At 60.1% G+C, this 24,983-nt stretch carries 23 protein-coding genes and 1 pseudogene; 11 read left to right on the top strand and 13 right to left on the bottom strand.

Annotation, left to right across the window (positions count from 1 at the left end; all coding sequences use genetic code 11):
- The first annotated feature begins 358 nt into the window (after nt 1–358).
- The 3 genes from P3G59_RS17690 (at nt 359) to P3G59_RS17680 (ending at nt 4,305) form a co-directional block, all read left to right on the top strand.
- Nucleotides 359–1,843, top strand: coding sequence for an NCS1 family nucleobase:cation symporter-1 (locus tag P3G59_RS17690; protein ID WP_277758310.1), 1,485 nt, complete (start codon nt 359–361; stop codon nt 1,841–1,843).
- Between the two features lie 135 nt (nt 1,844–1,978).
- Nucleotides 1,979–3,262, top strand: coding sequence for a Zn-dependent hydrolase (locus tag P3G59_RS17685; protein ID WP_277758309.1), 1,284 nt, complete (start codon nt 1,979–1,981; stop codon nt 3,260–3,262).
- Between the two features lie 101 nt (nt 3,263–3,363).
- Nucleotides 3,364–4,305: a DHH family protein gene (locus P3G59_RS17680; RefSeq protein WP_277758308.1), complete on the top strand. Its 942-nt coding sequence runs from the start codon at nt 3,364–3,366 to the stop codon at nt 4,303–4,305.
- Here P3G59_RS17680 and P3G59_RS17675 read toward each other — a convergent pair.
- Both P3G59_RS17675 and P3G59_RS17670 read right to left on the bottom strand, forming a co-directional pair.
- Nucleotides 4,275–5,141 (bottom strand): CAP domain-containing protein, encoded by an 867-nt coding sequence (locus P3G59_RS17675; protein WP_277758307.1) that lies wholly within the window; start codon nt 5,139–5,141, stop codon nt 4,275–4,277. The two genes, P3G59_RS17680 and P3G59_RS17675, sit on opposite strands and share 31 nt — an antisense overlap.
- A 270-nt stretch (nt 5,142–5,411) precedes the next feature.
- On the bottom strand, nt 5,412–6,182 hold the full coding sequence (locus P3G59_RS17670; RefSeq protein ID WP_277758306.1) for an alpha/beta fold hydrolase: 771 nt from the start codon (nt 6,180–6,182) through the stop codon (nt 5,412–5,414).
- Nucleotides 6,183–6,294: 112 nt separating this feature from the next.
- On the opposite strand from P3G59_RS17670, the gene P3G59_RS17665 reads away from it, so the two are divergent.
- Nucleotides 6,295–7,239, top strand: coding sequence for an aldo/keto reductase (locus tag P3G59_RS17665; RefSeq protein WP_277758305.1), 945 nt, complete (start codon nt 6,295–6,297; stop codon nt 7,237–7,239).
- 147 nt (nt 7,240–7,386) lie between these two features.
- Nucleotides 7,387–7,590 (top strand): hypothetical protein, encoded by a 204-nt coding sequence (locus P3G59_RS17660; protein ID WP_277758304.1) that lies wholly within the window; start codon nt 7,387–7,389, stop codon nt 7,588–7,590.
- Between the two features lie 7 nt (nt 7,591–7,597).
- Here P3G59_RS17660 and P3G59_RS17655 read toward each other — a convergent pair whose 3' ends face one another.
- Complete coding sequence (locus P3G59_RS17655; protein WP_277758303.1) at nt 7,598–8,491, bottom strand: LysR family transcriptional regulator; 894 nt, start codon at nt 8,489–8,491, stop codon at nt 7,598–7,600.
- A gap of 177 nt (nt 8,492–8,668) precedes the next feature.
- On the opposite strand from P3G59_RS17655, the gene P3G59_RS17650 reads away from it, so the two are divergent.
- The gene (locus P3G59_RS17650) at nt 8,669–9,145 is read left to right on the top strand and encodes a cupin domain-containing protein (protein ID WP_277758302.1); all 477 of its coding nucleotides are present in this window, start codon (nt 8,669–8,671) and stop codon (nt 9,143–9,145) included.
- Nucleotides 9,146–9,863: 718 nt separating this feature from the next.
- Here P3G59_RS17650 and paoC read toward each other — a convergent pair.
- From paoC to P3G59_RS17630, 4 genes and pseudogenes are all read right to left on the bottom strand, one after another.
- A complete protein-coding gene (gene paoC / locus P3G59_RS17645; RefSeq protein WP_277758301.1) occupies nt 9,864–12,059 on the bottom strand; it encodes an aldehyde oxidoreductase molybdenum-binding subunit PaoC in 2,196 nt (731 codons plus the stop codon).
- A complete protein-coding gene (locus P3G59_RS17640; RefSeq protein WP_277758300.1) occupies nt 12,056–13,012 on the bottom strand; it encodes a xanthine dehydrogenase family protein subunit M in 957 nt (318 codons plus the stop codon). Before P3G59_RS17640 ends, paoC begins: the two co-directional genes overlap by 4 nt.
- Nucleotides 13,009–13,641 (bottom strand): annotated as a pseudogene (paoA, locus tag P3G59_RS17635) (aldehyde dehydrogenase iron-sulfur subunit PaoA); the annotation flags it as partial. The pseudogene paoA and the gene P3G59_RS17640, both read right to left, overlap by 4 nt.
- 272 nt (nt 13,642–13,913) lie before the next feature.
- Nucleotides 13,914–15,668, bottom strand: a complete 1,755-nt coding sequence (locus P3G59_RS17630) for an L-lactate permease (RefSeq protein WP_277758299.1) — start codon at nt 15,666–15,668, stop codon at nt 13,914–13,916.
- Nucleotides 15,669–15,911: 243 nt separating this feature from the next.
- On the opposite strand from P3G59_RS17630, the gene P3G59_RS17625 reads away from it, so the two are divergent.
- Together P3G59_RS17625 and P3G59_RS17620 are read left to right on the top strand one after the other, a co-directional pair.
- A complete protein-coding gene (locus P3G59_RS17625) occupies nt 15,912–16,115 on the top strand; it encodes a hypothetical protein (protein WP_064120858.1) in 204 nt (67 codons plus the stop codon).
- Nucleotides 16,116–16,228: 113 nt separating this feature from the next.
- Complete coding sequence (locus tag P3G59_RS17620) at nt 16,229–17,293, top strand: hypothetical protein (RefSeq protein ID WP_277758298.1); 1,065 nt, start codon at nt 16,229–16,231, stop codon at nt 17,291–17,293.
- A 72-nt stretch (nt 17,294–17,365) separates the two neighbouring features.
- Here P3G59_RS17620 and P3G59_RS17615 read toward each other — a convergent pair whose 3' ends face one another.
- A complete protein-coding gene (locus P3G59_RS17615; protein WP_277758297.1) occupies nt 17,366–17,641 on the bottom strand; it encodes a hypothetical protein in 276 nt (91 codons plus the stop codon).
- 287 nt (nt 17,642–17,928) lie between these two features.
- Between P3G59_RS17615 and P3G59_RS17610 the strand changes: the two genes are divergently transcribed.
- Together P3G59_RS17610 and P3G59_RS17605 are read left to right on the top strand one after the other, a co-directional pair.
- Nucleotides 17,929–19,011, top strand: coding sequence for a hypothetical protein (locus tag P3G59_RS17610; protein ID WP_277758296.1), 1,083 nt, complete (start codon nt 17,929–17,931; stop codon nt 19,009–19,011).
- A 2-nt stretch (nt 19,012–19,013) separates the two neighbouring features.
- On the top strand, nt 19,014–19,367 hold the full coding sequence (locus P3G59_RS17605) for a DUF1428 domain-containing protein (RefSeq protein ID WP_277758295.1): 354 nt from the start codon (nt 19,014–19,016) through the stop codon (nt 19,365–19,367).
- Between the two features lie 121 nt (nt 19,368–19,488).
- On the opposite strand, the gene P3G59_RS17600 is transcribed toward P3G59_RS17605, so the two are convergent.
- Nucleotides 19,489–19,683, bottom strand: a complete 195-nt coding sequence (locus P3G59_RS17600; RefSeq protein WP_277758294.1) for a hypothetical protein — start codon at nt 19,681–19,683, stop codon at nt 19,489–19,491.
- Between the two features lie 107 nt (nt 19,684–19,790).
- Here P3G59_RS17600 and thpR point away from each other — a divergent pair, with 107 nt between their 5' ends.
- Nucleotides 19,791–20,312, top strand: a complete 522-nt coding sequence (gene thpR / locus P3G59_RS17595; RefSeq protein WP_277758293.1) for an RNA 2',3'-cyclic phosphodiesterase — start codon at nt 19,791–19,793, stop codon at nt 20,310–20,312.
- 223 nt (nt 20,313–20,535) lie between these two features.
- Here the strand turns inward: thpR and P3G59_RS17590 are convergent, their stop codons facing one another.
- From P3G59_RS17590 to potA, 4 genes are all read right to left on the bottom strand, one after another.
- Nucleotides 20,536–21,633, bottom strand: a complete 1,098-nt coding sequence (locus P3G59_RS17590; protein ID WP_034155530.1) for a polyamine ABC transporter substrate-binding protein — start codon at nt 21,631–21,633, stop codon at nt 20,536–20,538.
- A gap of 160 nt (nt 21,634–21,793) precedes the next feature.
- Nucleotides 21,794–22,669 carry an ABC transporter permease subunit gene (locus P3G59_RS17585; protein ID WP_127652574.1) on the bottom strand — a complete coding sequence of 292 codons (876 nt, stop codon included), beginning with the start codon at nt 22,667–22,669 and terminating at the stop codon, nt 21,794–21,796.
- On the bottom strand, nt 22,666–23,580 hold the full coding sequence (locus P3G59_RS17580; protein ID WP_277758292.1) for an ABC transporter permease subunit: 915 nt from the start codon (nt 23,578–23,580) through the stop codon (nt 22,666–22,668). The genes P3G59_RS17585 and P3G59_RS17580 overlap by 4 nt, the downstream gene beginning before the upstream one ends.
- Nucleotides 23,577–24,719 carry a polyamine ABC transporter ATP-binding protein gene (potA, locus tag P3G59_RS17575; RefSeq protein ID WP_277758291.1) on the bottom strand — a complete coding sequence of 381 codons (1,143 nt, stop codon included), beginning with the start codon at nt 24,717–24,719 and terminating at the stop codon, nt 23,577–23,579. Before potA ends, P3G59_RS17580 begins: the two co-directional genes overlap by 4 nt.
- Between the last annotated feature and the right edge of the window lie 264 nt (nt 24,720–24,983).

The following is a 24,983-nucleotide window of genomic DNA, read 5'->3' as shown; positions in this document are numbered from 1 at the left end:
GAAATCAGCCGCTTGAAGTTGAGCTGCGGTTGCTCGCTCACGATGAAAATAAATGCAGTGCACCAGATTGAGTCCTGTCTGTTCGGACAACTTGCCAAGTGTTTAGCCTGAGCACCCGGACAAGTCTTCGCGAACTCATCCGGTGAATAATTAAAACTGATGAATATCAGAAAGTTGCAAAGCGTCAGATGCACAGCCCGATGCGCAAGCGGGGCACCCGGCACGTTTATTGATGCCGCCGCTGACACCGTGGCCGGTGCACGAAAGTTGTCAGTTCCTCCGGCCATCGTCCGGTTCGCACCCTCGGGTGCAGCCGCCTGATGAGCAAAAAAATAATCAGAAGAACAGTGGAGCGGCCATGCAACAGATCAGATCGCAAGTGACCGAGCGCGACGGCTTGTTCGAGCTTGAAGCCGGCAGCGACGTCCTCGACAGTCCCCGTTACAACCACGACATGGCACCGACCAAGGTGCGCGAACGAACCTGGAACAAATGGCACATCACCGCGCTGTGGGTCGGCATGTCGATCTGCGTGCCGACCTACACCCTCGGCGGCGTACTCACCGCGTACTTTGGCTTGACCGTCGGTGAAGCGCTGCTGGCGATTCTGTTCGCCAACCTCATCGTGCTGATTCCACTCACGCTTAACGCCTTTCCCGGCACCAAGTACGGCATTCCGTTTCCGGTGTTGCTGCGCTCCTCGTTCGGCATTCTCGGTTCCAACGTGCCGTGTCTGATTCGGGCGTTGGTCGCGTGTGGCTGGTTCGGTATCCAGACGATGTTTGGCGGCCTGGCGATTCACCTGTTTCTCGGCTCGATTTTCGATGGCTGGAAATCCCTCGGCGGTACGGGAGAGGTGATCGGTTTCATGATCTTCTGGGCGCTGAATCTGTGGGTGGTGATTCGCGGTGCCGAGTCGATCAAGTGGCTGGAAACCCTGTCCGCGCCGTTGCTGGTGGCCGTCGGCATTGGCTTGCTTGTGTGGGCGATGCCCAATGTGTCGATGACCGAGCTGCTGGCAATTCCAGCCAAACGTCCGGAAGGCGCCAGCGTGGTCAGTTACTTCGCCGCCGGGCTGACGGCGATGGTCGGTTTCTGGGCCACGTTGTCGCTGAACATTCCCGACTTCAGCCGTTACGCCAAGAGCCAGAAAGATCAGATCCTCGGGCAGATTTTCGGCTTGCCGCTGACCATGTTTCTGTTCGCCTCGCTGGGCGTGATCATGACTGCGGCGTCTGTGAAACTGGTCGGCGTCACCGTCTCCGATCCGGTCAGCCTGATCGGTCATATCCAGAGCCCGGTGTGGGTCGCGGTGGCCATGGCACTGATCATCATCGCCACGCTGTCGACCAACACCGCTGCAAACATTGTCTCGCCGACCAACGACTTCCAGAACATCGCACCCAAGGTAATCAACCGCACCAAGGCGGTGTTGCTGACCGGGTTTGTCGGGCTGGCGCTGATGGGCCATGAGCTGCTGAAAAAGCTCGGTTTGATCGTTTCCGATGTCAGTCTGGAAACCGTGTATTCCAATTGGCTGCTGGGCTATTCGAGCCTGCTCGGGCCGATTGCCGGGATCATGGTGGTGGACTATTTCCTGATCAAGAAACAGCAACTGGACCTGGCCGGGTTGTACCGCGACGACGTCTATCCGGCGTGGAATTGGGCCGGGTTTCTCGCCTTTGGCGTGCCGGTGGTGCTGACCTTGCTGTCGCTGGGCAGCGATGCGTTCAGCTGGTTCTACAGCTATGGCTGGTTCACCGGCTCGGCGTTGGGCGGATTGATTTATTACGGGGTGTGCGTGATGCGTGCGCAGCCTTCTGTCGTGAAATCAGCGGTGTAGCGGATGGCCTCTTCGCGAGCAGGCTCGCTCCCACATTTGGAATGCATTTCCCCTGTGGGAGCGAGCCTGCTCGCGAATGCGATCTACCAGACACCACAGCAATATCCATAAGAAAAGCAGCCTGAGGAGATCCCCATGAACGCAGCCGTAGACGTTCTGCAATCGACCCATCAGCACATCAACCGCGACCGCTTGTGGGCCTCGCTCATGGAGTTGGCCAGGCTCGGCGCCACGGTCAAGGGCGGGGTCTGTCGCCTGGCCCTGACCGACCTCGACCGCCAGGCCCGCGACCTCTTCGTGCAATGGTGCAAGGACGCGGGGTGCAGCGTCACGGTCGATGCCGTCGGTAACATCTTCGCCCGTCGCCCCGGGCGCAATCCCGACCTGCCGCCGGTGATGACCGGCAGCCACATCGATACGCAACCCACCGGCGGCAAGTTCGACGGCTGTTTTGGCGTACTGGCCGGCGTCGAAGTCCTGCGTACCCTCAACGACCTCAAAGTGGAAACCGAAGCGCCGCTGGAAGTGGTGGTCTGGACCAACGAAGAGGGCTCGCGGTTCGCCCCGTGCATGATGGGGTCTGGCGTGTTTGCCGAGAAATTCACCCTCGAAGAAACCCTCGCCAAAGTCGATGCCGACGGCGTCACCGTCGGTGACGCGCTCAACGCCATTGGCTACGCTGGCCCGCGCAAAGTCAGCGGGCATAAAGTCGGTGCGTATTTCGAAGCACACATCGAGCAAGGCCCGATCCTCGAAGACGAACAGAAAACCATCGGCGTGGTGCTCGGTGCGTTGGGGCAGAAGTGGTTTGACCTCAAGCTGCGCGGCGTCGAAGCGCATGCCGGCCCGACGCCGATGCACCTGCGTAAAGACGCGTTGGTCGGCGCCTCAGTGATCGTCGGCGCCGTCAACCGCGCCGCCCTTGGCCACCAGCCGCATGCCTGCGGCACCGTCGGCTGCCTGCAGGCCTATCCCGGTTCGCGCAACGTCATCCCCGGGGAAGTGCGCATGACCCTCGACTTCCGTCATCTGGAACCGGCGCGTCTGGACTCGATGATTGCCGAGGTGAAGCAAGTCATCGAGGCCACCTGTGAAGAACACGGACTGACCTATGAACTGACCCCGACAGCCGACTTCCCGCCGTTGTACTTCGAAAAAGGTTGTGTGGAAGCGGTGCGCGGCGCGGCGAAAGGGCTTGGTTTGTCGAATATGGACATCGTCAGCGGCGCCGGGCATGACGCGATTTTCCTCGCCGAACTCGGCCCGGCCGGGATGATTTTTGTGCCGTGCGAGGGCGGCATCAGTCATAACGAAATCGAGAACGCCGCGCCGGACGATCTGGCAGCCGGGTGTGCAGTGTTGTTGCGCGCGATGCTGGCAGCTTCGGCGATGGTGGCGGGAGCACAGCGCGCGGCTTGAAGATCAAAAGATCGCCGCCTTGCAGGCGCTGTCGAGTGAAACGAGGCGGCGATCTTTTTCTGTCACCCAAACGTCACACACCTGTGCGATGTTGCCGGCCCATGAAAATCATCACCTCCGGCGCGTCCTATCTGGACATTGACGCCTACGCCTGCTGTATCGCCTATGCAGAATTGCTCAACCTGCAAGGCATTCCCGCCCGTGCCATCAGCAGCGCGCAACCCAACGCCAGCGTGTCGAAAAGTGTGCTTGGCTGGGCCGCGGCTTTTGACGATTACCCGCCGACGCCGGACGATGAATTTGTCCTGGTCGATGTCTCGGACTATCACCACTTCGACCCGTTGGTGGTGCTGAAACGAGTGGTAGAGGTCATCGATCATCATCCGGGGTACGAGCGTTACTGGGCGCAGAGACTTGGGCCAGCCGCCGATATTCGCCCGATCGGGGCTGCCGCCACTCAGGTATTTCAGCGTTGGCAGGCGAGCGGTTTGCTGATGCAGATCAGCGTACAAAGCGCTGCATTACTGGCGACAGCGATTCTCGACAACACCCTGAATTTCACCGGGCAAATGACCACCGCAGCCGATATCGCCGCGTATGGCGAACTCGCCTGCCGAGCAAAGCTGAGCGTCGATTGGCCGCAACAGTATTTTCTTGAATGTCAGGCGAGCATCGAAGCAAATCTCGCTGCAGCGTTGGCGGCTGATTTGAAACGGATGAAACCCGAAAGCCATCTGCCCCAGGTGTTCGCGCAAATGACGCTGTGGGACGCCGACGCGTTGCTAAAAAACCACCGCCTGACCATCAAGCGCTGGATGGCGGAGCAGGGCGATGACTGCCTGCTCAATGTCATCAGCGTTCGCGACAGTAAAAGCTGCTTGCTGGCCCCCTCCGATGTCAGCCAACAAAAGCTCAATCATTTATGGCCACTCGACTGGCAGGCCGGAGTGGCCGTTGTGTCGCCATCAATGCTGCGCAAGGAATGGCTGAAACGGGGACTCGACACGGCCAGTCACTGCGCGCCAAACACCATCGTCCAGTAAACCCCTTCATCACTGCGCGCCTCACTGGCAAACCCGGCACCGACCTGGGTAAACATCGGGTTCATCAGGTTGGCGCAATGTCCGGGACTGGCGAGCCATCCGGCCATGGCCCTGCCCGGCGAACTTTGCCCGGCGGCAATGTTTTCGCCGATTTGCCGGCCACGATATCCCGCCGCACGGGCGCGATCGGCGGGCAGGTCGCCGTCGGGATCCTGGTGGGCGAAATAGTTGCCGTAGGCCATGGCTTTGCTGTGCCCCTGCGCGGCGGCGGCCAGCGCGGCGTTCCAGCTCAACGATCGGGCGGCGGCGAATCGCTGGCGTCCGCACATTCGTGGCCGGGCGCGTGCGGCGTTGACCTCGGCGAGCAGCGCCTTGCCCACGCTGCGATTGTCGCCGACATGGCTGTCGAGCACCGGTTGCGCCAACACCACTTGCCATTCATTGCGCGAACGGCTGACGCCGATATCGGCATAGCTCGCTTCCAGCAGCGCGGCACAGTGATCGTTTTGCAGCAGGTCGAAGGCCTCTTCGGCATCCTCGGCGCCGACCACACGAATACTGCGTACCGTCACGGCGGAATAGCCGGACGCCTTCAACGCTTCACGCATGCCGCCGGCGTAGCGGTAACCGATCGGCAAGGCCAGGTTCGACTTCAACACCAACGGCGCCAGGCGCTGCGCCGGGCGCCGGTCACAGCGCTGCGGATGGGCGCGATAGTCATTGATGGCGGCCACCAGTTGTCGCTCCGCACCGGCATGGGCGTTTGCAGCGAACAGCGGCGAAAGGATCAGCAGGCACAGCGAAACGAAGCGAGACGAGCGAACGGCGTGGCGCATGAGACGGGCAGCTCTGAAGAAGGACAGCGCAAAAGTTGAGTGAACCGCAGAATGCGGCGCGGGTAGGACTGGGCTTTTTGGACTTGGTTCAAGGGGCGGCGCTTTTATCGCGGGGCGACGAAGGGTGAGAGCAAGCAGGCCGCTATGTTGCGCCGGATGACGCCATCGCGAGCAGGCTCACTCCTACAGGGGAACGCATTTCAAATGTAGGCGTGAGCCTGCTCGCGATGGGGCCAATAGCAACAGCACAACAATCAATGGCAAACAACATCAGCGATTCAACACATCCCCCATCCACTGCAAATACTGCGCTCGCTCGGAAATTGAGTTATGCCCCGAATCCGGCACCACCCTGAGCATCGCCACGCCTTGCGGGAAGTTCTCCAGCAAGCGCTGCGTGCTGGCGCGGGGGATCACTTCGTCATCACTGGCCGCGAGCAACAACGTCGGCACGCGGATATGCGCGGCGTATTTGCCGGATTCGAAACGGTCCTTGAGCAACCACTGCACCGGCACCCACGGATACTGCCGCGCGGCGATTTCTTCCAGGCTGTTGTAAGGCGTCACCAGAATCAGCTGTTGCACGGGTCGCTGACTGGCCAGACGCACCGCCACGCCGGAACCGAGACTGCGCCCGACCACGGCCACCTGCGGATGACTGGCGTAGACCTGATCGAACAGCGCCAGCGCATCCTCGGCAATCGCCGCTTCCGACGGTGAGCCGCCGCTGCTACCGAAGCCGCGGTAGTTGAGCAGATACACCGCGTAATCAGGAAACGCCTCGGCAAACTCCGGCAGATTGCGCGACACGTCCTCGGCATTGCCGCCGAAATAGATCAGCGCCCGTGACCCGACGCGCTCGCGGGTGACCACCGAAATCTGTGCATCCGGCATCGACAGGGTCATCCGTGAATCAGCGAAGTTGATGGCATTGGGCTGGGGAAAATAGATCAGCGAGCGCTGAAAAAAGAACAGCGCCGTGCACAGCACCAGGTACACGACAACGATCAATGCGACGAGTGACATCAGGGTTCGGGACATTCGGCTACTTTTAACGGTGTGTGAAAGTTGGCTGTCGCAGTGTAGTCCAGCCCTGCAACCGGGCCGCTCATACACACAACCGGCAACAGATCCACGCAGCAGGGGAACCAGCATGAGCCACACTGAGGGTTACTCCCGTCGCCGATTGCTCACGCTGGCTGCCGGGGTTTCGGCGGTCTTCACCTTTGATCGGGCGTTGGCCACAACCACCACGCCCGCGACCACCGGAGGCCACGCCATGCAGACCCGCGTCATCCCATCCAGCGCCGAGGCGCTGCCGATCGTCGGCCTGGGCACCTATCGCGGTTTCGACGTCGCCCCCGGCGATCCGGCCTACCGGCAATTGCCGGCGGTGCTTGATGAACTGTTCAGCAAGGGCGGCACGCTGGTCGACAGTTCACCGATGTATGGCCGGGCAGAGGAAACCACCGGTGAGCTGCTGTCGATCCATGAACCACGGTCGCCGGCATTTCTGGCAACCAAGGTGTGGACGCGCGGGCGCGAGGAAGGCATCGCGCAGATGGAGCAATCGTTCAGCCTGCTGCGTACCGAACGCATCGACCTGATGCAGATCCACAACCTGCTCGACTGGCAAACCCATCTGCCGACCCTGCGTGAATGGAAAGAGCAGGGGCGCATCCGTTACATCGGCATCACCCATTACACGCCCTCGGCCTACGAGGAAGTCGAAGCAGTGCTGAAGGCCGAACCCCTGGATTTTCTGCAAATCAACTACGCCCTCGATGACCGTGGCGTGGAGAAACGCATCCTGCCGCTGTGCCGCGAGCGCGGGGTGGCGGTGATTTGCAATCGGCCATTTGGCGGTGGCGGTTTGCTTGCCCGACTCAAAGGCAAACCGCTGCCGGGCTGGGTGTCGGATGTGCAGGTCAACAGCTGGCCGCAACTGGCGTTGAAGTTTTTGCTCTCGCATTCGGCGGTGACTTGCGTGATCCCGGGCACGGGTAATCCGCGTTACATGGCTGATAACGCCAGGGCCGGGTTCGGGCCGATGCTCACCGATGCGCAGCGGCATCAGTTGATTGCGTTGGCAGGTTGAGCGAGTTGGCGCGGGGATCTTCTGTTTGCGTCGAGGACTGAGCGTTTTAATTTCAAAAGGGTATTAAAGACTGTCAGATCTGACAGTTGGAAGGGTTTTGTTCGCACGCAATCATGATGACTCCTGCTCCGCCCAAGAAGAATCATCATGGATGTGCAAAACCGTCGATTCGCCTGTTTTACCGGGGTTTGCCTCGTGCTCATTGTCTGCGCGGCCTATGCGCTTAATGAAAAATATGTGTGTATGGGAGCGCAGCGTGGACAATTTGCAACCGTGACGGCGAATTCTACGAAAGAGGCGGCGACGTTAGCCAAGGCGTTTTGGGGCGCTGCGGGTTGTTATAAAAAATGACAAGCCATCAACCGCGATAACGCAACGCCTCCAGCAACAACGCAAACGCCGGTGCAGCCTGGCGTCGGCTCGGATAGTAGAGGTGATAACCGGCGAACGTCGGGCACCAGTCTTCCAGCACTTGCAGTAAACGGCCGTCGGCCAGATACGGCGCGACGATGTTCTCCGGGATGTAGCTGAGGCCGAAACCGTCCAGCGCCGCGTCGAGTAACGGGTAGACGCCATTCAGGGTGACTTGCCCGGAGACCCGCACTTTCAGATTCTCGCCATCCTTCTCGAATTCCCAGCTGTACAACCCGCCGTTGGTGGGCAGACGCAGGTTGTTGCAGGCGTGATCGGTCAGGTCGCGGGGTGTTTGCGGCGGGGGGCGTTTGGCGAAATAGGCGGGTGAACCCACCACCGCCATGCGCATGTCGGGGCCGATACGGGTGGCGATCATGCCTTGCGCGACGTCTTCGCCAAGACGTACGCCAGCGTCGAAACCCTGACCGGCAATGTCGACGAAACCATAGTCGCAGCTCACCTCGACGGCAATATCCGGGTACTGCGGCAGAAAGGTTTTGAGCACCGGGCGCAGCAGCCAATCCAGCGAATGATCGGTGGCATTGAGGCGGATCTTGCCCGCCGGGGTGTCGCGCAGGTTGCTCAGTGCCGCCAGTTCCAGTTCGATTTCTTCGAAACGCGGGCCGATGGTTTGCAGCAGGTGTTCGCCGGCTTCGGTGGGCGAAACGCTGCGGGTGGTACGGGTCAGCAGGCGCAGGCCTAAACGGGCTTCGAGGGCGCGGATGGTATGGCTCAGCGCGGATTGCGAAACGCCAAGTTTGGCCGCGGCCTTGGTGAAACTGCGCTCGCGGGCCACGGCGAGGAAGGCGAGCAGGTCAGTGGCATTTTCGCGCAGCATTGGTGAGTTTCCTGCATAAGTTTTTTCGAATTCTAGTCGATTATCTGAAGAGTACGCCCCGGTAAAGTGACTCAACCCCGTAGGAGCTGCCGAAAGCTGCGATCTTTTGATCTTGCTTTAAACATCAAAAGATCGCAGCCGTCGGCAGCTCTTGCATTCATCTGTTCGGAGAAAGTCATGAACCCGATTGCCGCTTCTGCGTTGACCCTTTCCCTGCTGGCAGCTGAGGTGCAGGCCAATGAAACCCCGAGTGTGATGGTCACGCCCAATGGCTCGCAACCTTCAGCCAAGGGCCCGGCGGACTGGTTCACTGGCACGGTCCGTGTCGATGCGCCGTTCAAGGGCACTGATGAGGCGCGGGTCAGCGGTGCGACGGTAACGTTTGAGCCGGGTGCGCGTACCGCGTGGCATACGCATCCGTTAGGACAGACCTTGATCGTCACGGCCGGTTCCGGTTTTGTCCAGGAGTGGGGGCAGCCGGTTCGTGAGATTCGCCCTGGCGATATGGTGTGGATTGCGCCGGGGGCCAAGCATTGGCATGGGGCGGCGCCGACTACGGCGATGACGCATATCGCTATCGCTGAGGTGCTGGAGGGTAAGGTGGTGGAGTGGATGGAGCAGGTGAGTGCCGAGCAGTATTCGCCCACCGAGTGAAGCCTTTCCCTCACCCCAGCCCTCTCCCGGGGGGAGAGGGGGCCGACCGAGGTGTCTTGCGTCATGCATCGACCTGAAATGGCTGTGTCGATTATGGATTCACACCAGAACGTTCAAGTCGGTGAAGTTCCCTGATTTCCCTCACCCCAGCCCTCTCCCGGAGGGAGAGTGGGCCGACCGAAGTGTCTTGCGTCATACATCGACCTGAAATGGCTGTGTCGATTACGGATTCACAGCAACACTTTCAGGTCGGTGAAATTCCCTGATTTCCCTCACCCCAGCCATCTCCCGGAGGGAGAGGGGGCCGACCGAGGTGTCTTGCGTCATGCATCGACCTGTAATGGCTGTGTCGATTATGGATTCACAGCAACACTTTCAGGTCGGTGAAATTCCCTGATTTCCCTCACCCCAGCATCTCGGAGGGAGGGGGCCGACCGAGGTGTCTTGCGTCATACATCGACCTGAAGGTGCTGTGTCGATTATGGATTCACACCAGGACGTTCAAGTCGGTGAAGTTCCCTGATTTCCCTCACCCCAGCCCTCTCCCGGAGGGAGAGTGGGCCGACCGAAGTGTCTTGCGTCATACATCGACCTGAAATGGCTCTGTCGATTATGGATTCACACCAGGACGTTCAAGTCGGTGTAGCGCCTGAATATCCCCCAATCGGTCCCCTCTCCCTTTGGGAGAGGGCTAGGGTGAGGGGCTTTTCAGGCGACTTCAGATCATCTCCGGCAACGACGACAAGATCTTGTCCAGCGTAATCGGATACTCGCGCACCCTTGCCCCGGTGGCGTTGTAAATCGCATTCGCCAGCGCCGCACTGACTCCGCAAATCCCCAGCTCACCGACACCCTTGGCCTTCATCGGCGAAGAAATCGGGTCGGTCTCATCGAGGAAAATCACCTCCTGATGCGGAATGTCGGCATGCACCGGCACTTCGTATCCCGCCAGATCATGGTTGACGAAGAAACCAAGCTTTTTGTCTACCGCCAATTCCTCCATCAACGCCGCGCCAACCCCCATGGTCATTGCTCCGATCACCTGACTGCGTGCAGTTTTCGGATTGAGAATTCGTCCGGCTGCACACACGGCGAGCATGCGCCGCACGCGAACTTCGCCAGTCGCTGCATCCACCGCGACTTCAACGAAGTGCGCACCAAATGTCGATTGCTGATACTGCTCGGCAAGGTCGGCGAACTCGATGCTGTCCTCCGCTTGCACGACACCGTCATGCGCGGCATTGCGCAGGGGCAGGGTTTTGCCGCCGGCTCGAACTTGACCGTCGACGAACTCTGCTTCGCCGGCCATGCCCAGTTTGGTGGTGACTGCCTCGCGCAGCTTTATGCAGGCCGCATACACCCCGGCCGTCGAGCAGTTGGCGCCGAACTGGCCACCGGAGCCCGCTGATACCGGGAAGCTGGAATCGCCCAGCCGCACCACTACGTCGTCGATGCTGACGCCCATCATCTCGGCCGCTGTCTGCGCAATGATCGTGTAACTGCCGGTACCGATGTCGGTCATGTCGGTTTCCACCGTGACCTTGCCGTCGCGCTCCAGCCGCACCCGTGCGCCCGACTTGACCAGCAGGTTGTTGCGAATCGCCGCCGCCACGCCCATGCCGATCAGCCAGCGGCCCTCGCGGCGGCTACCGGGTTTGGCATTGCGCTGGTCCCAGCCGAATTTATCGGCGCCGGTTTGCAGGCATTCGATCAAACGCCGCTGCGAGAACGGCCGCTCGGTTTTCACCGGGTCGACCTGGGTGTCATTGAGGATGCGGAACTGGATCGGATCAAGCTTGAGCTGCTCGGCCATTTCATCCATGGCGATTTCCAGCGCCATCAACCCGGGTGTTTCACCCGGAGCACGCATGGCGTTGCCTTCGGGTAGATCCAGCGGCGCCAGACGCATGCTGACCAAACGATTTTCGCCGGCGTAGAGCAACTGACTCGGTTGCGCCGCGACCTCGACCTTGCCGTCCTCAAGGTTGCCTGACCAGCCTTCGTGAGCGATGGCGGTGAGTTTGCCATCCGCCGTCGCACCCATGCGGATGCGCTGAATGGTTGCCGGGCGATGGGTGGTGTTGTTGGCGATCTGCGGGCGGGCGAGGGCGACTTTTACCGGTCTGCCAGCCATCCGCGCACCGAGAGCGGCGAGGATTGCGTCGGCGCGGATAAACAACTTGCCGCCAAAACCACCGCCAATGTATGGCGAGATCAGCCGGACTTTTTCTTTTGGAAGACCGAGGGTGGTGGCGATGTCGCCGACGCTCCAGGCGATCATCTGGTTGGACGTCCACAAGGTCAGTTGATCGCCTTTCCACGCGGCTAATGTTGTGTGCGGTTCCATCATCGCGTGCGACTGATCCGGGGTGGTGTAGGTCTGGTCGAACTGCACCGGAGCGGCGGTAAACGCTGCAGCAAAATCGCCGTGTTTGACGTCGGGCAGTTCCTCTTTCGGCTCGACGCCTTTGTCGCGCACGCTGGCCAGATCGAACTCGCCTTTGGCCGCGACATAATCGACCTTGACCATTTGCGCAGCGGCGCGCGCCTGTTCAAAGGTCTCGGCAACGACCAATGCCACGGCTTGGTGATAGTGCTGCACCTCGGGCCCTGCCAGCAGATGTGCGGCGTTGTATTTACCCTTGCCGAGCTTGCCGGCGTTGGCCGCGGTAACGATCGCCAGGACGCCGGGCGCGGCTTTGGCTGCTTGCAGATCGATGTTGCTAATGCGGCCCTTGGCAATGGCCGAACCGACCATAAAACCATAAGCCTGATTGGCCACCGCCTCATGTTGTTCGTAGGCGTACGGCGCCTGGCCGCAGGTTTTCAGTTTGCCTTCGACGCGGTCGGTGGGCTGGCCGATAACTTTTAGTTGGTCGATCGGGTTGGTGGCGGCGGGCGTGTCGAATTTCATGCTTCTTCCCTCGCTTGCGCCAATACCGAGCCGAGCGTGCGCTCGACCAGGGTCAGTTTGAATTGGTTGTCGTGGGTCGGCGTGGCGCCGTCGAGCAGGCGTTCGCTGACGGCTTTGACGCCTTTGGGCAGCAGCGCTTCGGCGGCTTCGACCCGCCATGGTTTCGGCGCGATTCCGCCGACGGCGATGCGTGCACTGCCGTCCTTTTGCAGGATCAGACCGACCGAGACCAGCGCGAACGCATAGGAGGAGCGATCACGCACCTTGTGATAAATGTGGGTGCCGCCGAGCGGTGCGGGCAATGTTACGGCGGTGATGAATTCGCCGGGCGTCAGGCTGGTTTCGATGTTCGGCGTGGTGCCTGGCAACTGATGAAAGTCGGCCATGGCGATGCTGCGGGTTCTGCCGTCGGGTTTCACCGTTTCAATCTGCGCATCGAGCGCACGCATGGCAATCGCCATGTCACTGGGGTGGGTGGCAATGCACGCGTCGCTCACACCGATAATGCCCAGTTGCCGACTGACCCCGGCAATCGCTGCGCAGCCGCTGCCGGGTTGGCGTTTGTTGCAGGCTTGATTGGTGTCGTAGAAGTACGGGCAGCGCGTGCGTTGCAGCAGGTTGCCGGCGGTGGTCGCCATGTTGCGCAACTGGCCTGACGCCCCGGCGAGCAGGGCGCGGGAGAGCAGGCCATAGTCTTTTCTGACGCGCGCGTCGGCGGCCAGATCGGTGTTGCGTACCAGCGCGCCAATGCGCAAGCCGCCCTCAGGCGTGGCCTCGATCTGATCCAGCCCGAGGTGATTGACGTCGATCAAGTGCCGCGGCGTTTCGATGTCGAGTTTCATCAAATCGAGCAGGTTGGTACCGCCAGCGATAAACCGCGCGCCTTCAACTTGCGCAGCTTGTGCGGCGGCTGCGGCGGGGGAGTCGGCGCGGCTGTAATTGAACGGTCTCATGCCGGCACCTCCGCGATTTCGGTAATGGCTTCAATGATGTTGGAGTAGGCACCGCAGCGGCAGATATTGCCGCTCATGCGTTCCTTAAACTCGGCGGCGATCAGTTGCGGTGGCTCGGTCAAACTGGCGCTGGCGTGGCTGGGAATGCCGTCGCGGATTTCTTTGATGACCGCCACTGCCGAACAGATTTGTCCGGGCGTGCAATAGCCGCACTGGTAGCCGTCGTGCTTGATGAACGCGGCTTGCATCGGATGCAGATTGTCGGGCATGCCGAGGCCTTCGATGGTGGTGATCGCGCTGCCTTCGTGCATTACCGCGAGGGTCAGGCAAGAGTTGATGCGTCGACCATCGGCGATCACCGTGCAGGCGCCGCACTGGCCGTGGTCGCAGCCTTTTTTACTGCCGGTCAGGTGCAAGTGTTCGCGCAGGGCATCGAGCAGGGTGGTGCGGGTGTCGACGTCCAATTCACGCGGCTTGCCGTTGACGTTGATCGTCACTTTGCTCATGGCCGGTTGCTCCAGGTTGGCCGCGTAGGCCTTGAGGCTGATAAACGGCGGCATTGCGAACGCCGTCGCGGTGACGGCGCCTAGGATCAGAAATCCGCGTCGGGAAATCGTCATGGTTCGATTCCTTTTCTTTCTTCATCAGGGCAGCAGGGTTGCGAATGGCCCAAACGGGCAGCCAGCGTCATCGCCGGTCTCGTTAAGGAGTGACTGCCGGAAAGAGGAAAAGGTTTTTGCGGATTTTCGCTATAGAGTTATGAGGGTAGCTCATCAATCTTCTATAAGGCGCTGAACCCTTGTAGGCCTTCGCCTGCTCGCGATAGCGCTGTGTCAGTCGCCACTTCGTTCACAGGTCTACCGCTATCGCGAGCAGGCTCGCTCCTACAGGGGGGCGACACTCAATGCCCGCCCACCACCATTGAGGTAAACGGCGCCACATACGCCTGCAGTGTCACCAGCCCGCCGACCAGGATCGCCAGCACAATCGAGTGGAAGAACACGTAGCGCAGAATCTCGCCCTCATGCCCATACCAGCGGGTCGCGGTGGAGGCGACCACGATCGATTGCGCATCGACCATTTTGCCCATCACCCCGCCCGAACTGTTCGCCGCCGCCATCAGGATCGGGCTGATCCCGAGCTGTTCCGATGTGACCCGCTGCAGACCGCCAAACAGCACATTCGATGCAGTATCGGAACCGGTCAATGCCACACCCAACCAACCGAGCAGCGTGCCGAACATCGGATAGAAAATCCCCGTCGCCGCAAACGCCAGACCCATGGTCGCGTCGAGCCCTGAATAGCGCGTGAGAAATCCCAGCGCGAGCATCGCCGCAATGGTAATCAGCGAAAACCGCACGACCCACAACGTGCGCAGGTATTGCTTGATCAGTTGCGGAATCGAGTAGCCCATCAGCAAGCCACCGACAATCGCCGCCAGCAGAATTCCGCTACCGGTGGCGGTGAACCAGGTGAATTTGTACACCGCTTCCTCGGCTTTCGGCGCAGCCACCACCGGCGGCACTTTTTCGATTTGCAGGTGCAGGGTGGTGAAGGTCACCGCAGGCGCAAAAATCGGATTGGCTTCATTCAGCGGTTTGCCGGTGGGGTCGAGCTTGGCCGAGTGCGTGACCGGATCGATCGCCGGGCGCACATCGAAGATGTTCTTGAAGCCTTGGGTGCCCCAGGCAAACACGAACACCGTGAGAATGATCCACGGCATCCACGCGCGCATCACCGCCGGGCGCGCCTGATCACTGAACGCGGCGCTGGCAGTGACTTTTTCTTCTTCGACCCGGGAGTTGTCGACGCGCCCTGAAAGCGCCGCCGAAGTGTGAATGGTCGTCGGCTTCCACACCTTCAAAAACAACGTCAGACAAGCCATGGAAATCAGCGCGGCAATCACATCCACCAGCATCGGCCCGTGGTAGTTAGACACCAGAAACTGCGGCACGGCGAAACTCACCCCGGCCACCAGAATCGCCGGCCAGATCTCCAGCATCTTGCGCCACCCGGCGAACGCCCAGATCAGCCAGAACGGCACCAGCACCGAGAAGAACGGTAACTGCCGCCCGACCATCATCGACAGCTCCATTTCATCCAGCCCGGTGACTTTGGCCAGGGTGATGATCGGTGTGCCCAATGCGCCGAAAGCCACGGGCGCGGTGTTGGCGATCAACGCCAGGCCCGACGCGGCCAACGGCGAAAACCCCAGCCCGATCAGAATTGCCCCGGTTACCGCCACCGGCGTACCGAACCCCGCCGCGCCTTCGAAAAACGCGCCGAAGCAGAACGCGATCAGCAGCAACTGCAAACGACGGTCATCGGTGATGCGCGCAAGGGAATCCTGCAGCACTTTGAACGAGCCGTTCTCGGTGGTCAGGCGATGCAGAAAGATGATGTTGAGGACGATCCAGCCGATCGGCAGCAAGCCATTCGCCGCGCCGAATAATGCAGCCGAACCGGCCATATTCGCTGGCATGCCGAAGGCGAAAATCGAAATCAGCAGGGCGGACGCCAGCGCCAGCAGCGCCGCCAGGTGCGCCTTGATGTGGAAGAACGCCAGTGCCGCGAGCATCACCACCACCGGCACGGCGGCCATGAGCGTGGAGATCACCGGGTTACCGAACGGGTCGTAGATTTGCTGCCAGACCATGGTGCACCTCTGCTTGTTGTTATTGAGGGCGCAGATCCATTGCGTGGGGCTTGGTTGCAAGAAGTATAGGTGGCATTTCGCCGCCGTTTGGGCTGTGCGGGCAGGGCGACAAACGGTCGATAGTGGCCACTGAATCAACGGCGTTTTGCCCGGTCGTATCTGCGGCTGCGCGCACCGCGTCCTGAAAGTGCGGGCAGCGTGGCCGATTCCGTCGTCAAGACCTTGGTTTTAGGGAAGTATTGAATGAAGCGCGCTACAACGATGTTGCTGACCGTGACCGCCGCCGTAATGCTCGGTGGCTGTGTCGCGGATTTTGATGATGACCACCGCCATGGTCGACATTACGACCGCGATCATGGCCGCAACTACGACCATGACCGGCGCTGGGATGATCGCGATGATCGCCGCGATGGCCGTCGCTACTACCGTGATCGCGATGATGATTGACTGAGTTCTGCGCGTCCGATTAGCACAACAGTCGCGCAGACGCGGGGAGTGGACGCAATGATGGCAATTCAGTAGCATCGCCGTTTTTTTGCCCCTTCTCCCCAAGGATGATCATGTCTGTGGCTTTGCTGTTGCGCCGAACACCCGTTGTTATCAGTGCCGTTCTGTCGGGCCTGCTGCTGTCGGGATGCACCCAACTGGGCACCTATCAGGATTCGGCCGAACCTGATGCCGCCAAGCTGCGTTTTGTCGCCAGCACCGATAACGCTTCGGTGGATTACTACGATGCAGAGCATTGCGATGGCCAGACCACCGGCTTGCTCAACAACCTGTTCATCGTCGACAGCACGCGCCGGGTCGGCATGAGTGTGGCGCCCCCGGCAAAGGCCAAGAGCTACCTGGAAATCAAACTGCCGCCCGACAAGGAAATGTACCTGAAGGTCAACACCCAGACCGGTTATGCCGTGTGCGGTGCGGGTTTCAGTTTCAAACCTCAGCGCGATACAGAATACGAGCTGACCTTCGACCTCAAGGGCCGCCAGTGTTCGACGCTGATGCAGCGTGTGCAGCGCATCGATGGCAAGGACGTGCGCACGCCGATCCCGATGAAGCGCGAGGGGCTGGCGGCGTGTGCCGGGCGCAACCCGATCTTTCCCAAGCCGCCAGCGCTGCTGCCGGATACCCCGGAACGGACGGTCATGATCGACCGTATCGTCGATGGCAGCCTATTCGTGGTGTTGAAGTCCGACGCGAAGAAGCGGGACTCGACGACGTTTACGCCGGAAAAGCTCGATTCACTGGTCAGCGAGCGCAAGGCGAAAATGGGCTTTGAACTGCCAGACGATTACTGGACGCTGTACCGGCAGAATCTGGCCGAATTCAACCATGAGAGTTCGACGATTGCCGACGAGGCGATCACCCGTTCCAGCGACGAGTATCGCAAGCGCCTGCGCAGTATCGACGACAAGCGCTTGAAAGAATGGTCTGCCGTCGACGGTACTTCCGGCAAGCGTGGCAACGCAGCGCCGACCGACATGGAAACCGACATGATCAAGTACTACTTCCAGTCGTCCAAGGAAGTCATGGGCGAAGCCGTCCTGCGCCATCTCGACCGCATGGCCAAAATGGATGCGCAGTACAACGTCTGCTCGCGTTACGCCGATTGCTGGAAGCGCTGAACGAGGCAACCCTGATGTGAAAAAGCCCACTGCGCCGAAATGGCCAGTGGGCTTTTTTTGTGCGTGTTGCAATTAAAAGTGAGCGCTCGCCCGGACGCTGGATCGCGCAGGCACGGAGGCCTCGATGTCCAGCAAATGGGTGGCGAGAATGTCGCTCAGAAAACGGAACTGATCGTTGATGCCGACCACTTCATTGCTGAAGTGATTGGATGCAGCAGGCATTAACAGATCTTCGAAATCTTCGTTGAACACCAATGCCTGCGCTTTGTGCGACACAACGTGCTGGTCGTAATAGTTGCTGCCGAACACCGGGAAACTCACGGACAGTGTGACGTGGGTGTGAATCATGCTGTGAACTCCTCGTTGTGTTTCGGATGGCTTAATCGTGCCTTTGATGGGCGATGGGCGGAAGGCAATCGTGGCGATGGTGAATATCGATGGCAGTGATGGTTCGGGTTTGTGGTGGGTTTGCAGGCCTCATCGCGAGCAGGCTCACTCCTACGATTTGAAATGCATTCCCCTGTAGGAGCGAGCCTGCTCGCGAAGGCGCCAGTTCAGCCACAACCGGACAAACGGCCCAATACCCACACCTATACTCAAATCTGCATCCTCCCAATTTGAAGGAAACCTCCATCGTGAACCCGCGTGCGCTGCTCGTCGCCGCACTGTTGTTGCTGGCCGGCTGCGCCACTTCGGCGCGGGCCCCGGTGTCAGCGCCGCAGGCCGTCGTAGTGTCGCCGGCGACCTGGCAGCAGATCGACCGCGAAATCGTCAGCGCTTCGCAGCAGTCCACCGAGCAAGTAAAGCTATTTGCCCGTGGTTCGATGGAACATTGGCGCACTCGCGTCTATCAGCAAACTGAAGAAAATTTCATCCCGTGGTTCAGCAGCTACTGGACCCAGGAATGGCTGTCGATGAAGGTCAGTTGGTACACGATCAATGCCGGTGGTGAGCAGGACGCGTCGGCCAAACGGCTGGCGGCGTATCTACTTGAGCAATATCAGGAAAGGGTGCTGGCGCCGGTCGCGGTGGAGATCGATCCGGATGCGATTCTCGGCCAGGCCACGGCGTTCTATGCGCAGTTGATGGCGCAGCAGATGCCGCTTATCGCCCGGCGCCATGGTGTGCCCGTTGGTCAGCTCAACGGGCATTTGCAGAAAGTCCCGGCCATCGCGCTGGGCCCGCCGCCGGCGCGCGATGCTTCGCTGTATCAGGTCATCAGTACCGAGCCGCTGAACACGCTGCCGGCCTACGCCGCGCTGATCGACAAGATCCACACCGAGGGCGGCGCCAAGGGCATTGCCTCGACGGATGCCGGCATGGCCCCGGTGGCCAGGCGCGCCAGTCAGCGGATGGAAGCGGAGATGGCCCCGCGTGGGGCTGCCAGCGCCGTGGCAGCAGCGGCCGGGAAACTGGCTGGCGGACTGATTTCGGTCGGTGTGGCCGGCATTCGCGCGATCATTCAGGCCAATGACCGCCCCGACAGTGAAGCGCTGATCCGCAGCAGTCTGGGCAGCACCTTCGACAAGGCCTGGATGAAACTGGTGCAAAACCCGACCACCGGCGTCATGGCCGGCACGTTGCACATGGCCGGGCAGGTTGAGCGCAATCTGGGTGGGGGCGATGAGCCGTCGGTCGGCTTGGGCGTGAATCCTGTCGAATGGCAGCCGCCGCAATCGACCAATCAGCAGGTCAAACCCAACGTGCAAGGAGAGTGATCATGGCTTACATCGATATTTTTGTCGCACCTGTGCCGAACGCCAATCGCGACCAGTACAAAAAACACTGTGAGATCGCCGCAAAGCTGTTCAAGGAATACGGGGCGAAAGACGTGGTTCAGTGCTGGGGCGATGACGTGCCGGAGGGCAAAGTCACCTCATTCCCGATGGCGGTCAAACTCAAGGACGGCGAGACGGTGTCGGCCGGCTGGCTGATCTGGCCAGACAAAGCCACCCGCGATGCCGGCATGGCGAAAATGATGGACGACCCGCGCATGCAACCGGACGTCAACCCGATGGGATTCGATGGCCAACGCATGATCTTTGGCGGCTTCAAAAACATCCTTGAATCCTGAACCCCACACAAATCCCCGTAGGAGCTGTCGAGTGAAACGAGGCTGCGATCTTTTGATCTGGCTTGTTAAACAACAAGATCAAAAGATCGCAGCGTGCCGCAGCTCCTACAGGTGTCCGGGGTCACTCGGCCGAGGGGGTGATGCGGCAGCTTTTGCGGTCGCGGATCTGCTCGTCGGTGGGGCGTTCGCGGACGAATTCGAAACGCGGCTCACCCTCGCTGTAATGCACCAGCCAGCCCCATTCCAGCTCCTTTTCATCCTGCCCGGGATGCGGCGGTCGCGCCCACCATGGTTCTTTGCTGAGGATCTCGCGCATGGCGACCTCCGGTTGATGGCAATCCTTGAACTATAGCTTCCTGTCACGAGTCGTCTGATCAGGCTGTGTAGAATTCGGCGAATAACGATGGACAGGGGAGCAGGGCCATGACCGATGAAGCGAATCGACTGTTTTTCGCCCTCGATTGCCCGCCGGCGCAACGCAAGGCGATCGCTCAGTGGCGCGGGGAGTTGGGTTTGCGAACCGGTAAGCCGGTGCCGGCGGACAATTTCCACCTGACGCTGTTGTTTCTTGGCGCTGTGCCACTGGCGCAGATCAATGAAGTCTGCGAGGCGGCCGGGCAAGTGCGCACGCCGGGTGAGCCATTGAAGATCGCGCTGGATCGTTTGCAGGTCTGGCATCGCGCCGGGGTGTTGTCACTGGCGCCGGAGCAGGCTCCGCAGGCGTTGCTGCGATTGGTCTACGCGCTGGAGCAGGCGATGTTGCCGTTTGGCTTTGAAGAGACACCCCGCGAGTTTCGCCCGCATCTGACGCTGGCTAGAGACTACCGTGCGCCGGAGCCGGAATCCGCTACGCCGCCGGAGTTTTTCCTGCGTGCCGAACGCTTCGCCCTGTTCGAATCGCACAAGGGCCGCTATCGGGTTCTGCAAGATTGGCCGCTGATTTGAGCGCGAAAAAAAGGCGCCCGAGGGCGCCTGAGAATTCACCTGAGCCGAGGGAGCCAGGTGAGGCCGTTCATAGCAGGGTGCAGCGGTGGTAAGGCGCTGCGTGAACGGGAAATCTGTAATGTCTTGCACACTGATCGTTCCCACGCTCTGCGTGGGAATGCCTCTTGTGACGCAGAGCGTCCCGGGCTGCGTTCCCACGCGGAGCATGGGAACGATCATCGGCTTACTTACCGAGTTTCACCCGGGTCCAGCCACGGGTCATGATTCGCTGCGTGGCAATCGGCTGATCCGGCACCGCATACAACGTTGCCATCACCGCTTGCGACGGGTACGAGCCCGGGTCGTTGCGGATCGCTTCATCCACCAGTGGAGTAGCCGCGGCGTTGGCGTTGCTGTAGCCGTTGCTGTTGGTGATCTCGGCGATGATGTCCGGGCGCATCAGGAAGTCCATGAACAGGTAAGCGTTCTCGACGTTGGCGGCATCGCGCGGGATCGCGACCATGTCGTAGAAGCTGCCGGCGCCTTCCTTGGGAATGCTGTAGTCGATCACCACGTTGTTGCCTGATTCCACCGCACGGGCCTTGGCCTGCAGCACGTCACCGGAGTAACCGACCGCCACGCAGATATTGCCGTTGGCCAGGTCGGAGATGTATTTCGAGGAATGGAAGTACGCCACGTTCGGGCGGATTTTCATGAACAGCGCCTCGGCTTCCTTGATGTGCGCGGTGTCCTTGTCGTTCACCGGGTAGCCAAGGTAGTGCAGGGCGGCCGGGATCATTTCGGTCGGCGAATCGAGGAAACTGATACCGCAGGCTTTGAGTTTTTCAGCGTTTTCCGGCTTGAACAGCAAGTCCCAGGAATTGGTCGGGGCGTTGGCGCCGAGCACTTCCTTGACCTTGGCCGGATTGAAACCGATGCCGATCGAGCCCCACATGTACGGGAACGCGTGGGCGTTGTCCGGATCACTGGCGGCGGCGTTTTTCAGCAGCACCGGGTTGAGATTCTTCCAGTTCGGCAGCTTCGACTTGTCCAGCGTCTGATACACGCCGGCCTTGATCTGCTTGGCCAGGAAACTGTTCGACGGCACGACCAGGTCGTAACCGGATTTGCCCGCCAGCAAGCGCGCCTCAAGGGTCTCGTTGCTGTCGAAGACGTCATAGGTCACGCGGATGCCGGTTTCGTCTTCGAACTTCTTGACGGTGTCCGGCGCGATGTAATCGGACCAGTTGTAAACACGCAGCACCTTGTCGTTGGCCTGGGCGCCCATGACCATTGCGCCCATTAAGGACAGTGTCAGCAGAGTCCTGCCAAACATTTTCATCGGTACAACTCCATTCTTCTTATTCAAAAACACAAAGCAAAACCTGATCGACCAACACAGCTCATGTAGGAGCTGTCGAGTGAAACGAGGCTGCGATCTTTTGATCTTGCTTCTGAAGATCCAGATCAAAAGATCGCAGCGTTCCGCAGCTCCTACAGGGTTATGCGGTGGCGGCGCGTTGCGGCTGTTGCCACGACTCGTTTGCCGTCTGGTCCATCGCTTCCTGAATCGCACGCTTGCGGTTGGCTTCTGCCTTTCGGCCGAAGTACCAGACCAGGAAGGTCACCAGCGACACCGCCAGCAGAATCAGGCTGGCCACGGCGTTGATCTCAGGCTTCACGCCCAGACGCACCGCCGAGAACACCTCCATCGGCAAGGTGGTCGAACCCGGCCCGGAAACGAAGCTCGCCAACACCAGGTCATCCAGCGACAAGGCAAACGACATCATCCCGCCCGCTGCCAGTGACGGTGCGATCATTGGAATGGTGATCAGGAAAAACACCTTGAACGGCTTCGCGCCCAGATCCATCGCCGCTTCTTCGATCGACAGGTCCAGCTCACGCAGGCGGGCGGAGACTACCACCGCGACATAGGCTGCACAAAACGTGGTGTGGGCGATCCAGATCGTGACGATGCCACGCTCCTGCGGCCAGCCGATCAGCTGCGCCATGGCCACGAACAGCAGCAACAGCGACAGTCCGGTGATCACCTCAGGCATCACCAGCGGCGCGGTGACCAGGCCACCAAACAGCGTGCGACCTTTAAAACGCGTAACGCGCGTCAGCACGAAAGCGGCGAGGGTGCCCAACGCTACGGCAGCAATCGCGGTGTAGCAGGCGATTTCCAGCGAGCGCACCACCGAGCCCATCAGTTGCGTGTTGTCGAGCAGGCCGACGTACCACTTCACCGACCAGCCGCCCCACACCGTCACCAGTTTGGAGGCGTTGAACGAGTAGATCACCAGAATCAGCATCGGCAGATAAATGAACATCAGACCGAAGATCAACATGAACTTGGAAAATCCGAAGCGTTTCATCCCCGTGCCTCCATCTCTTTGGCCTGGCTGCGGTTGAACAGCAGAATCGGCACAATCAGGATCAACAGCATCACCACCGCCAGGGCAGACGCCACCGGCCAGTCGCGGTTATTGAAGAACTCTTGCCACAGCACGCGACCGATCATCAGGGTCTCCGGGCCACCCAACAGTTCCGGAATCACGAATTCACCGACCACCGGAATGAACACCAGCATGCAGCCGGCGATGATGCCGTTCTTGGCCAGCGGCACGGTGATTTTCCAGAAGTTGTTGAAGTTGCTCGAACCCAGATCCTGCGCGGCTTCCAGCAGGCTGCCATCGTGCTTGACGAGGTTGGCGTACAGCGGCAACACCATGAACGGCAAGTAGGCGTAAACCACACCTATATAAACGGCGGTGTTGGTGTTGAGGATCTCGATCGGGTGATCGGTCAGCCCCGTCCACATCAGAAACGCATTGAGCAGACCGTTGTTGCTGAGAATGCCCATCCACGCGTAAACGCGGATCAGGATCGCAGTCCAGGTCGGCATCATGATCAACAGCAGCAGGACGTTTTGCGCTTCCTTGCTCGCCTTGGTGATCGCATAGGCCATCGGGAAGCCGATCACCAGGCACATCATCGTGCTCAGCGCGGCGACCTTCAGCGAACCGAGGTAGGCCGACAGGTAAAGCTCGTCTTCGCCAAGCATGGTGTAGTTGCCGATATTCAGCATCAGCTGGAATTTCTGTTCGGCGTAGATGTAGATCTCCGAGTACGGCGGGATCGACAGCGCGGCTTCCGAGAAGCTGATCTTCATCACCAGGAAGAACGGCAGCATGAAGAACAGGAACAGCCAGATGAACGGAATGCCGATCACCAGTTTTCGCCCGCTGGGCACCAGGCGCAGGAATTGTTGATTGAAGGTTCTCATGAGCGCAGTACCACGCCGCTATCGTCTTCCCACCACACGTAGACCTTGTCGTCCCAGGTCGGACGTGCGCCACGGCGTTCGGCGTTGGCCATGAACGACTGGACGATTTTGCCGCCCGGCAGTTCGACGTAGAACACCGAGTGACCGCCGAGGTAGGCGATGTCATGCACCTTGCCTTCGGACCAGTTGTAGCGGACTTCCGGCTTGATGGTGCTGACGAGCATTTTTTCCGGGCGGATCGCGTAGGTGATCGACTTGTCCTGCACCGAAGTGCTGACGCCGTGACCGACGTAGATCTTCTGCTGCAAGTCCGGGCTGTGGATGATCGCGTGACCTTCAAGGTCTTCCACCACGGTGCCGTCAAAGGCGTTCACGTTGCCGATGAATTCGCAGACCATGCGGCTGACCGGTGCTTCGTAGATGTCGACCGGGCTGCCGATCTGGGCGATCCAGCCCAAGTGCATGATCGCGATGCGCTCGGCCATGGTCATGGCCTCTTCCTGGTCGTGGGTCACCATCACGCAGGTCACGCCCACGCGTTCGATGATCTGTACCAGCTCAAGCTGCATCTGCGAACGCAGCTTTTTATCCAGCGCGCCCATCGGTTCATCGAGCAGCAACAGCTTCGGACGCTTGGCCAGCGAACGGGCGAGGGCGACGCGCTGGCGCTGGCCGCCGGACAACTGGTGCGGGCGGCGTTTGGCGTATTGGGTCATGTGTACAAGGCGCAGCATTTCATCGACGCGGGCATCGATTTCGCTGGCGGGCAAACGGTCCTGCTTCAAGCCGAAGGCGATGTTCTGCGCAACGGTCATGTGTGGGAACAGCGCGTAGGACTGGAACATCATGTTGATCGGCCGCTCGTACGGCGGCATGTCAGTGATGTCCACGCCGTCGAGCAGAATCCGCCCTTCAGTCGGGCGCTCGAAACCGGCGAGCATGCGCAGCAGGGTCGATTTGCCCGAACCGGAGCCACCGAGCAGCGCGAAGATTTCGCCCTGATGGATCTCCAGGGACACATCGTCCACTGCCACGGTTTCGTCGAACTTCTTGGTGACACGATCGACTTTCACCAGCACCTTTTTCGGTTGCTGATGACCTTCAAGTGCCTTCCTGTAAGTGCTGGAGGCGTTTGCCATGTGAAACTCCCAACAGGTTTCAGTCGCGCGGCCAATGTGGCCGGGCTTAAGTGGATTGCAAGCCAGGGACAACCATCCCCCTCACACATCGCCCTGTAGGAGCTGCCGAAGGCTGCGATCTTTTGATCTTGTTTTTTACAATCAACATCAAAAGATCGCAGCCTTCGGCAGCTCCTACAGGAAATCGCGTTGCAGCGGGTTGTCCTGTCTTGTTCGGCGCCGCCGTCCTGGCTGCCTGGGTCGTACTTGTTGTTATTGCGGTTT

This window comes from Pseudomonas sp. A34-9, from assembly GCF_029543085.1.
GTDB lineage: Bacteria > Pseudomonadota > Gammaproteobacteria > Pseudomonadales > Pseudomonadaceae > Aquipseudomonas.
The sequence above is the reverse complement of the archived record's forward strand: the minus strand, read 5'-3'. Positions and strand labels throughout refer to the sequence as shown.

What these genes read in the sequence shown, in the direction of transcription:
- P3G59_RS17620 (WP_277758298.1), top strand. Translation starts at nt 16,229, where the DNA reads ATGTCTGTGGCTTTGCTGTTGCGCCGAACACCCGTTGTTATCAGTGCC.
- P3G59_RS17680 (WP_277758308.1), top strand. Translation starts at nt 3,364, where the DNA reads ATGAAAATCATCACCTCCGGCGCGTCCTATCTGGACATTGACGCCTAC.
- P3G59_RS17640 (WP_277758300.1), bottom strand. Translation starts at nt 13,012, where the DNA reads ATGAGACCGTTCAATTACAGCCGCGCCGACTCCCCCGCCGCAGCCGCC.
- P3G59_RS17660 (WP_277758304.1), top strand. Translation starts at nt 7,387, where the DNA reads ATGGATGTGCAAAACCGTCGATTCGCCTGTTTTACCGGGGTTTGCCTC.
- P3G59_RS17585 (WP_127652574.1), bottom strand. Translation starts at nt 22,669, where the DNA reads ATGAAACGCTTCGGATTTTCCAAGTTCATGTTGATCTTCGGTCTGATG.
- P3G59_RS17600 (WP_277758294.1), bottom strand. Translation starts at nt 19,683, where the DNA reads ATGCGCGAGATCCTCAGCAAAGAACCATGGTGGGCGCGACCGCCGCAT.
- P3G59_RS17675 (WP_277758307.1), bottom strand. Translation starts at nt 5,141, where the DNA reads ATGCGCCACGCCGTTCGCTCGTCTCGCTTCGTTTCGCTGTGCCTGCTG.
- P3G59_RS17615 (WP_277758297.1), bottom strand. Translation starts at nt 17,641, where the DNA reads ATGATTCACACCCACGTCACACTGTCCGTGAGTTTCCCGGTGTTCGGC.
- P3G59_RS17630 (WP_277758299.1), bottom strand. Translation starts at nt 15,668, where the DNA reads ATGGTCTGGCAGCAAATCTACGACCCGTTCGGTAACCCGGTGATCTCC.
- P3G59_RS17580 (WP_277758292.1), bottom strand. Translation starts at nt 23,580, where the DNA reads ATGAGAACCTTCAATCAACAATTCCTGCGCCTGGTGCCCAGCGGGCGA.
- P3G59_RS17690 (WP_277758310.1), top strand. Translation starts at nt 359, where the DNA reads ATGCAACAGATCAGATCGCAAGTGACCGAGCGCGACGGCTTGTTCGAG.
- P3G59_RS17590 (WP_034155530.1), bottom strand. Translation starts at nt 21,633, where the DNA reads ATGAAAATGTTTGGCAGGACTCTGCTGACACTGTCCTTAATGGGCGCA.
- potA (WP_277758291.1), bottom strand. Translation starts at nt 24,719, where the DNA reads ATGGCAAACGCCTCCAGCACTTACAGGAAGGCACTTGAAGGTCATCAG.
- P3G59_RS17625 (WP_064120858.1), top strand. Translation starts at nt 15,912, where the DNA reads ATGAAGCGCGCTACAACGATGTTGCTGACCGTGACCGCCGCCGTAATG.
- P3G59_RS17670 (WP_277758306.1), bottom strand. Translation starts at nt 6,182, where the DNA reads ATGTCCCGAACCCTGATGTCACTCGTCGCATTGATCGTTGTCGTGTAC.
- P3G59_RS17665 (WP_277758305.1), top strand. Translation starts at nt 6,295, where the DNA reads ATGAGCCACACTGAGGGTTACTCCCGTCGCCGATTGCTCACGCTGGCT.
- P3G59_RS17650 (WP_277758302.1), top strand. Translation starts at nt 8,669, where the DNA reads ATGAACCCGATTGCCGCTTCTGCGTTGACCCTTTCCCTGCTGGCAGCT.
- P3G59_RS17655 (WP_277758303.1), bottom strand. Translation starts at nt 8,491, where the DNA reads ATGCTGCGCGAAAATGCCACTGACCTGCTCGCCTTCCTCGCCGTGGCC.
- paoC (WP_277758301.1), bottom strand. Translation starts at nt 12,059, where the DNA reads ATGAAATTCGACACGCCCGCCGCCACCAACCCGATCGACCAACTAAAA.
- P3G59_RS17605 (WP_277758295.1), top strand. Translation starts at nt 19,014, where the DNA reads ATGGCTTACATCGATATTTTTGTCGCACCTGTGCCGAACGCCAATCGC.
- P3G59_RS17685 (WP_277758309.1), top strand. Translation starts at nt 1,979, where the DNA reads ATGAACGCAGCCGTAGACGTTCTGCAATCGACCCATCAGCACATCAAC.
- thpR (WP_277758293.1), top strand. Translation starts at nt 19,791, where the DNA reads ATGACCGATGAAGCGAATCGACTGTTTTTCGCCCTCGATTGCCCGCCG.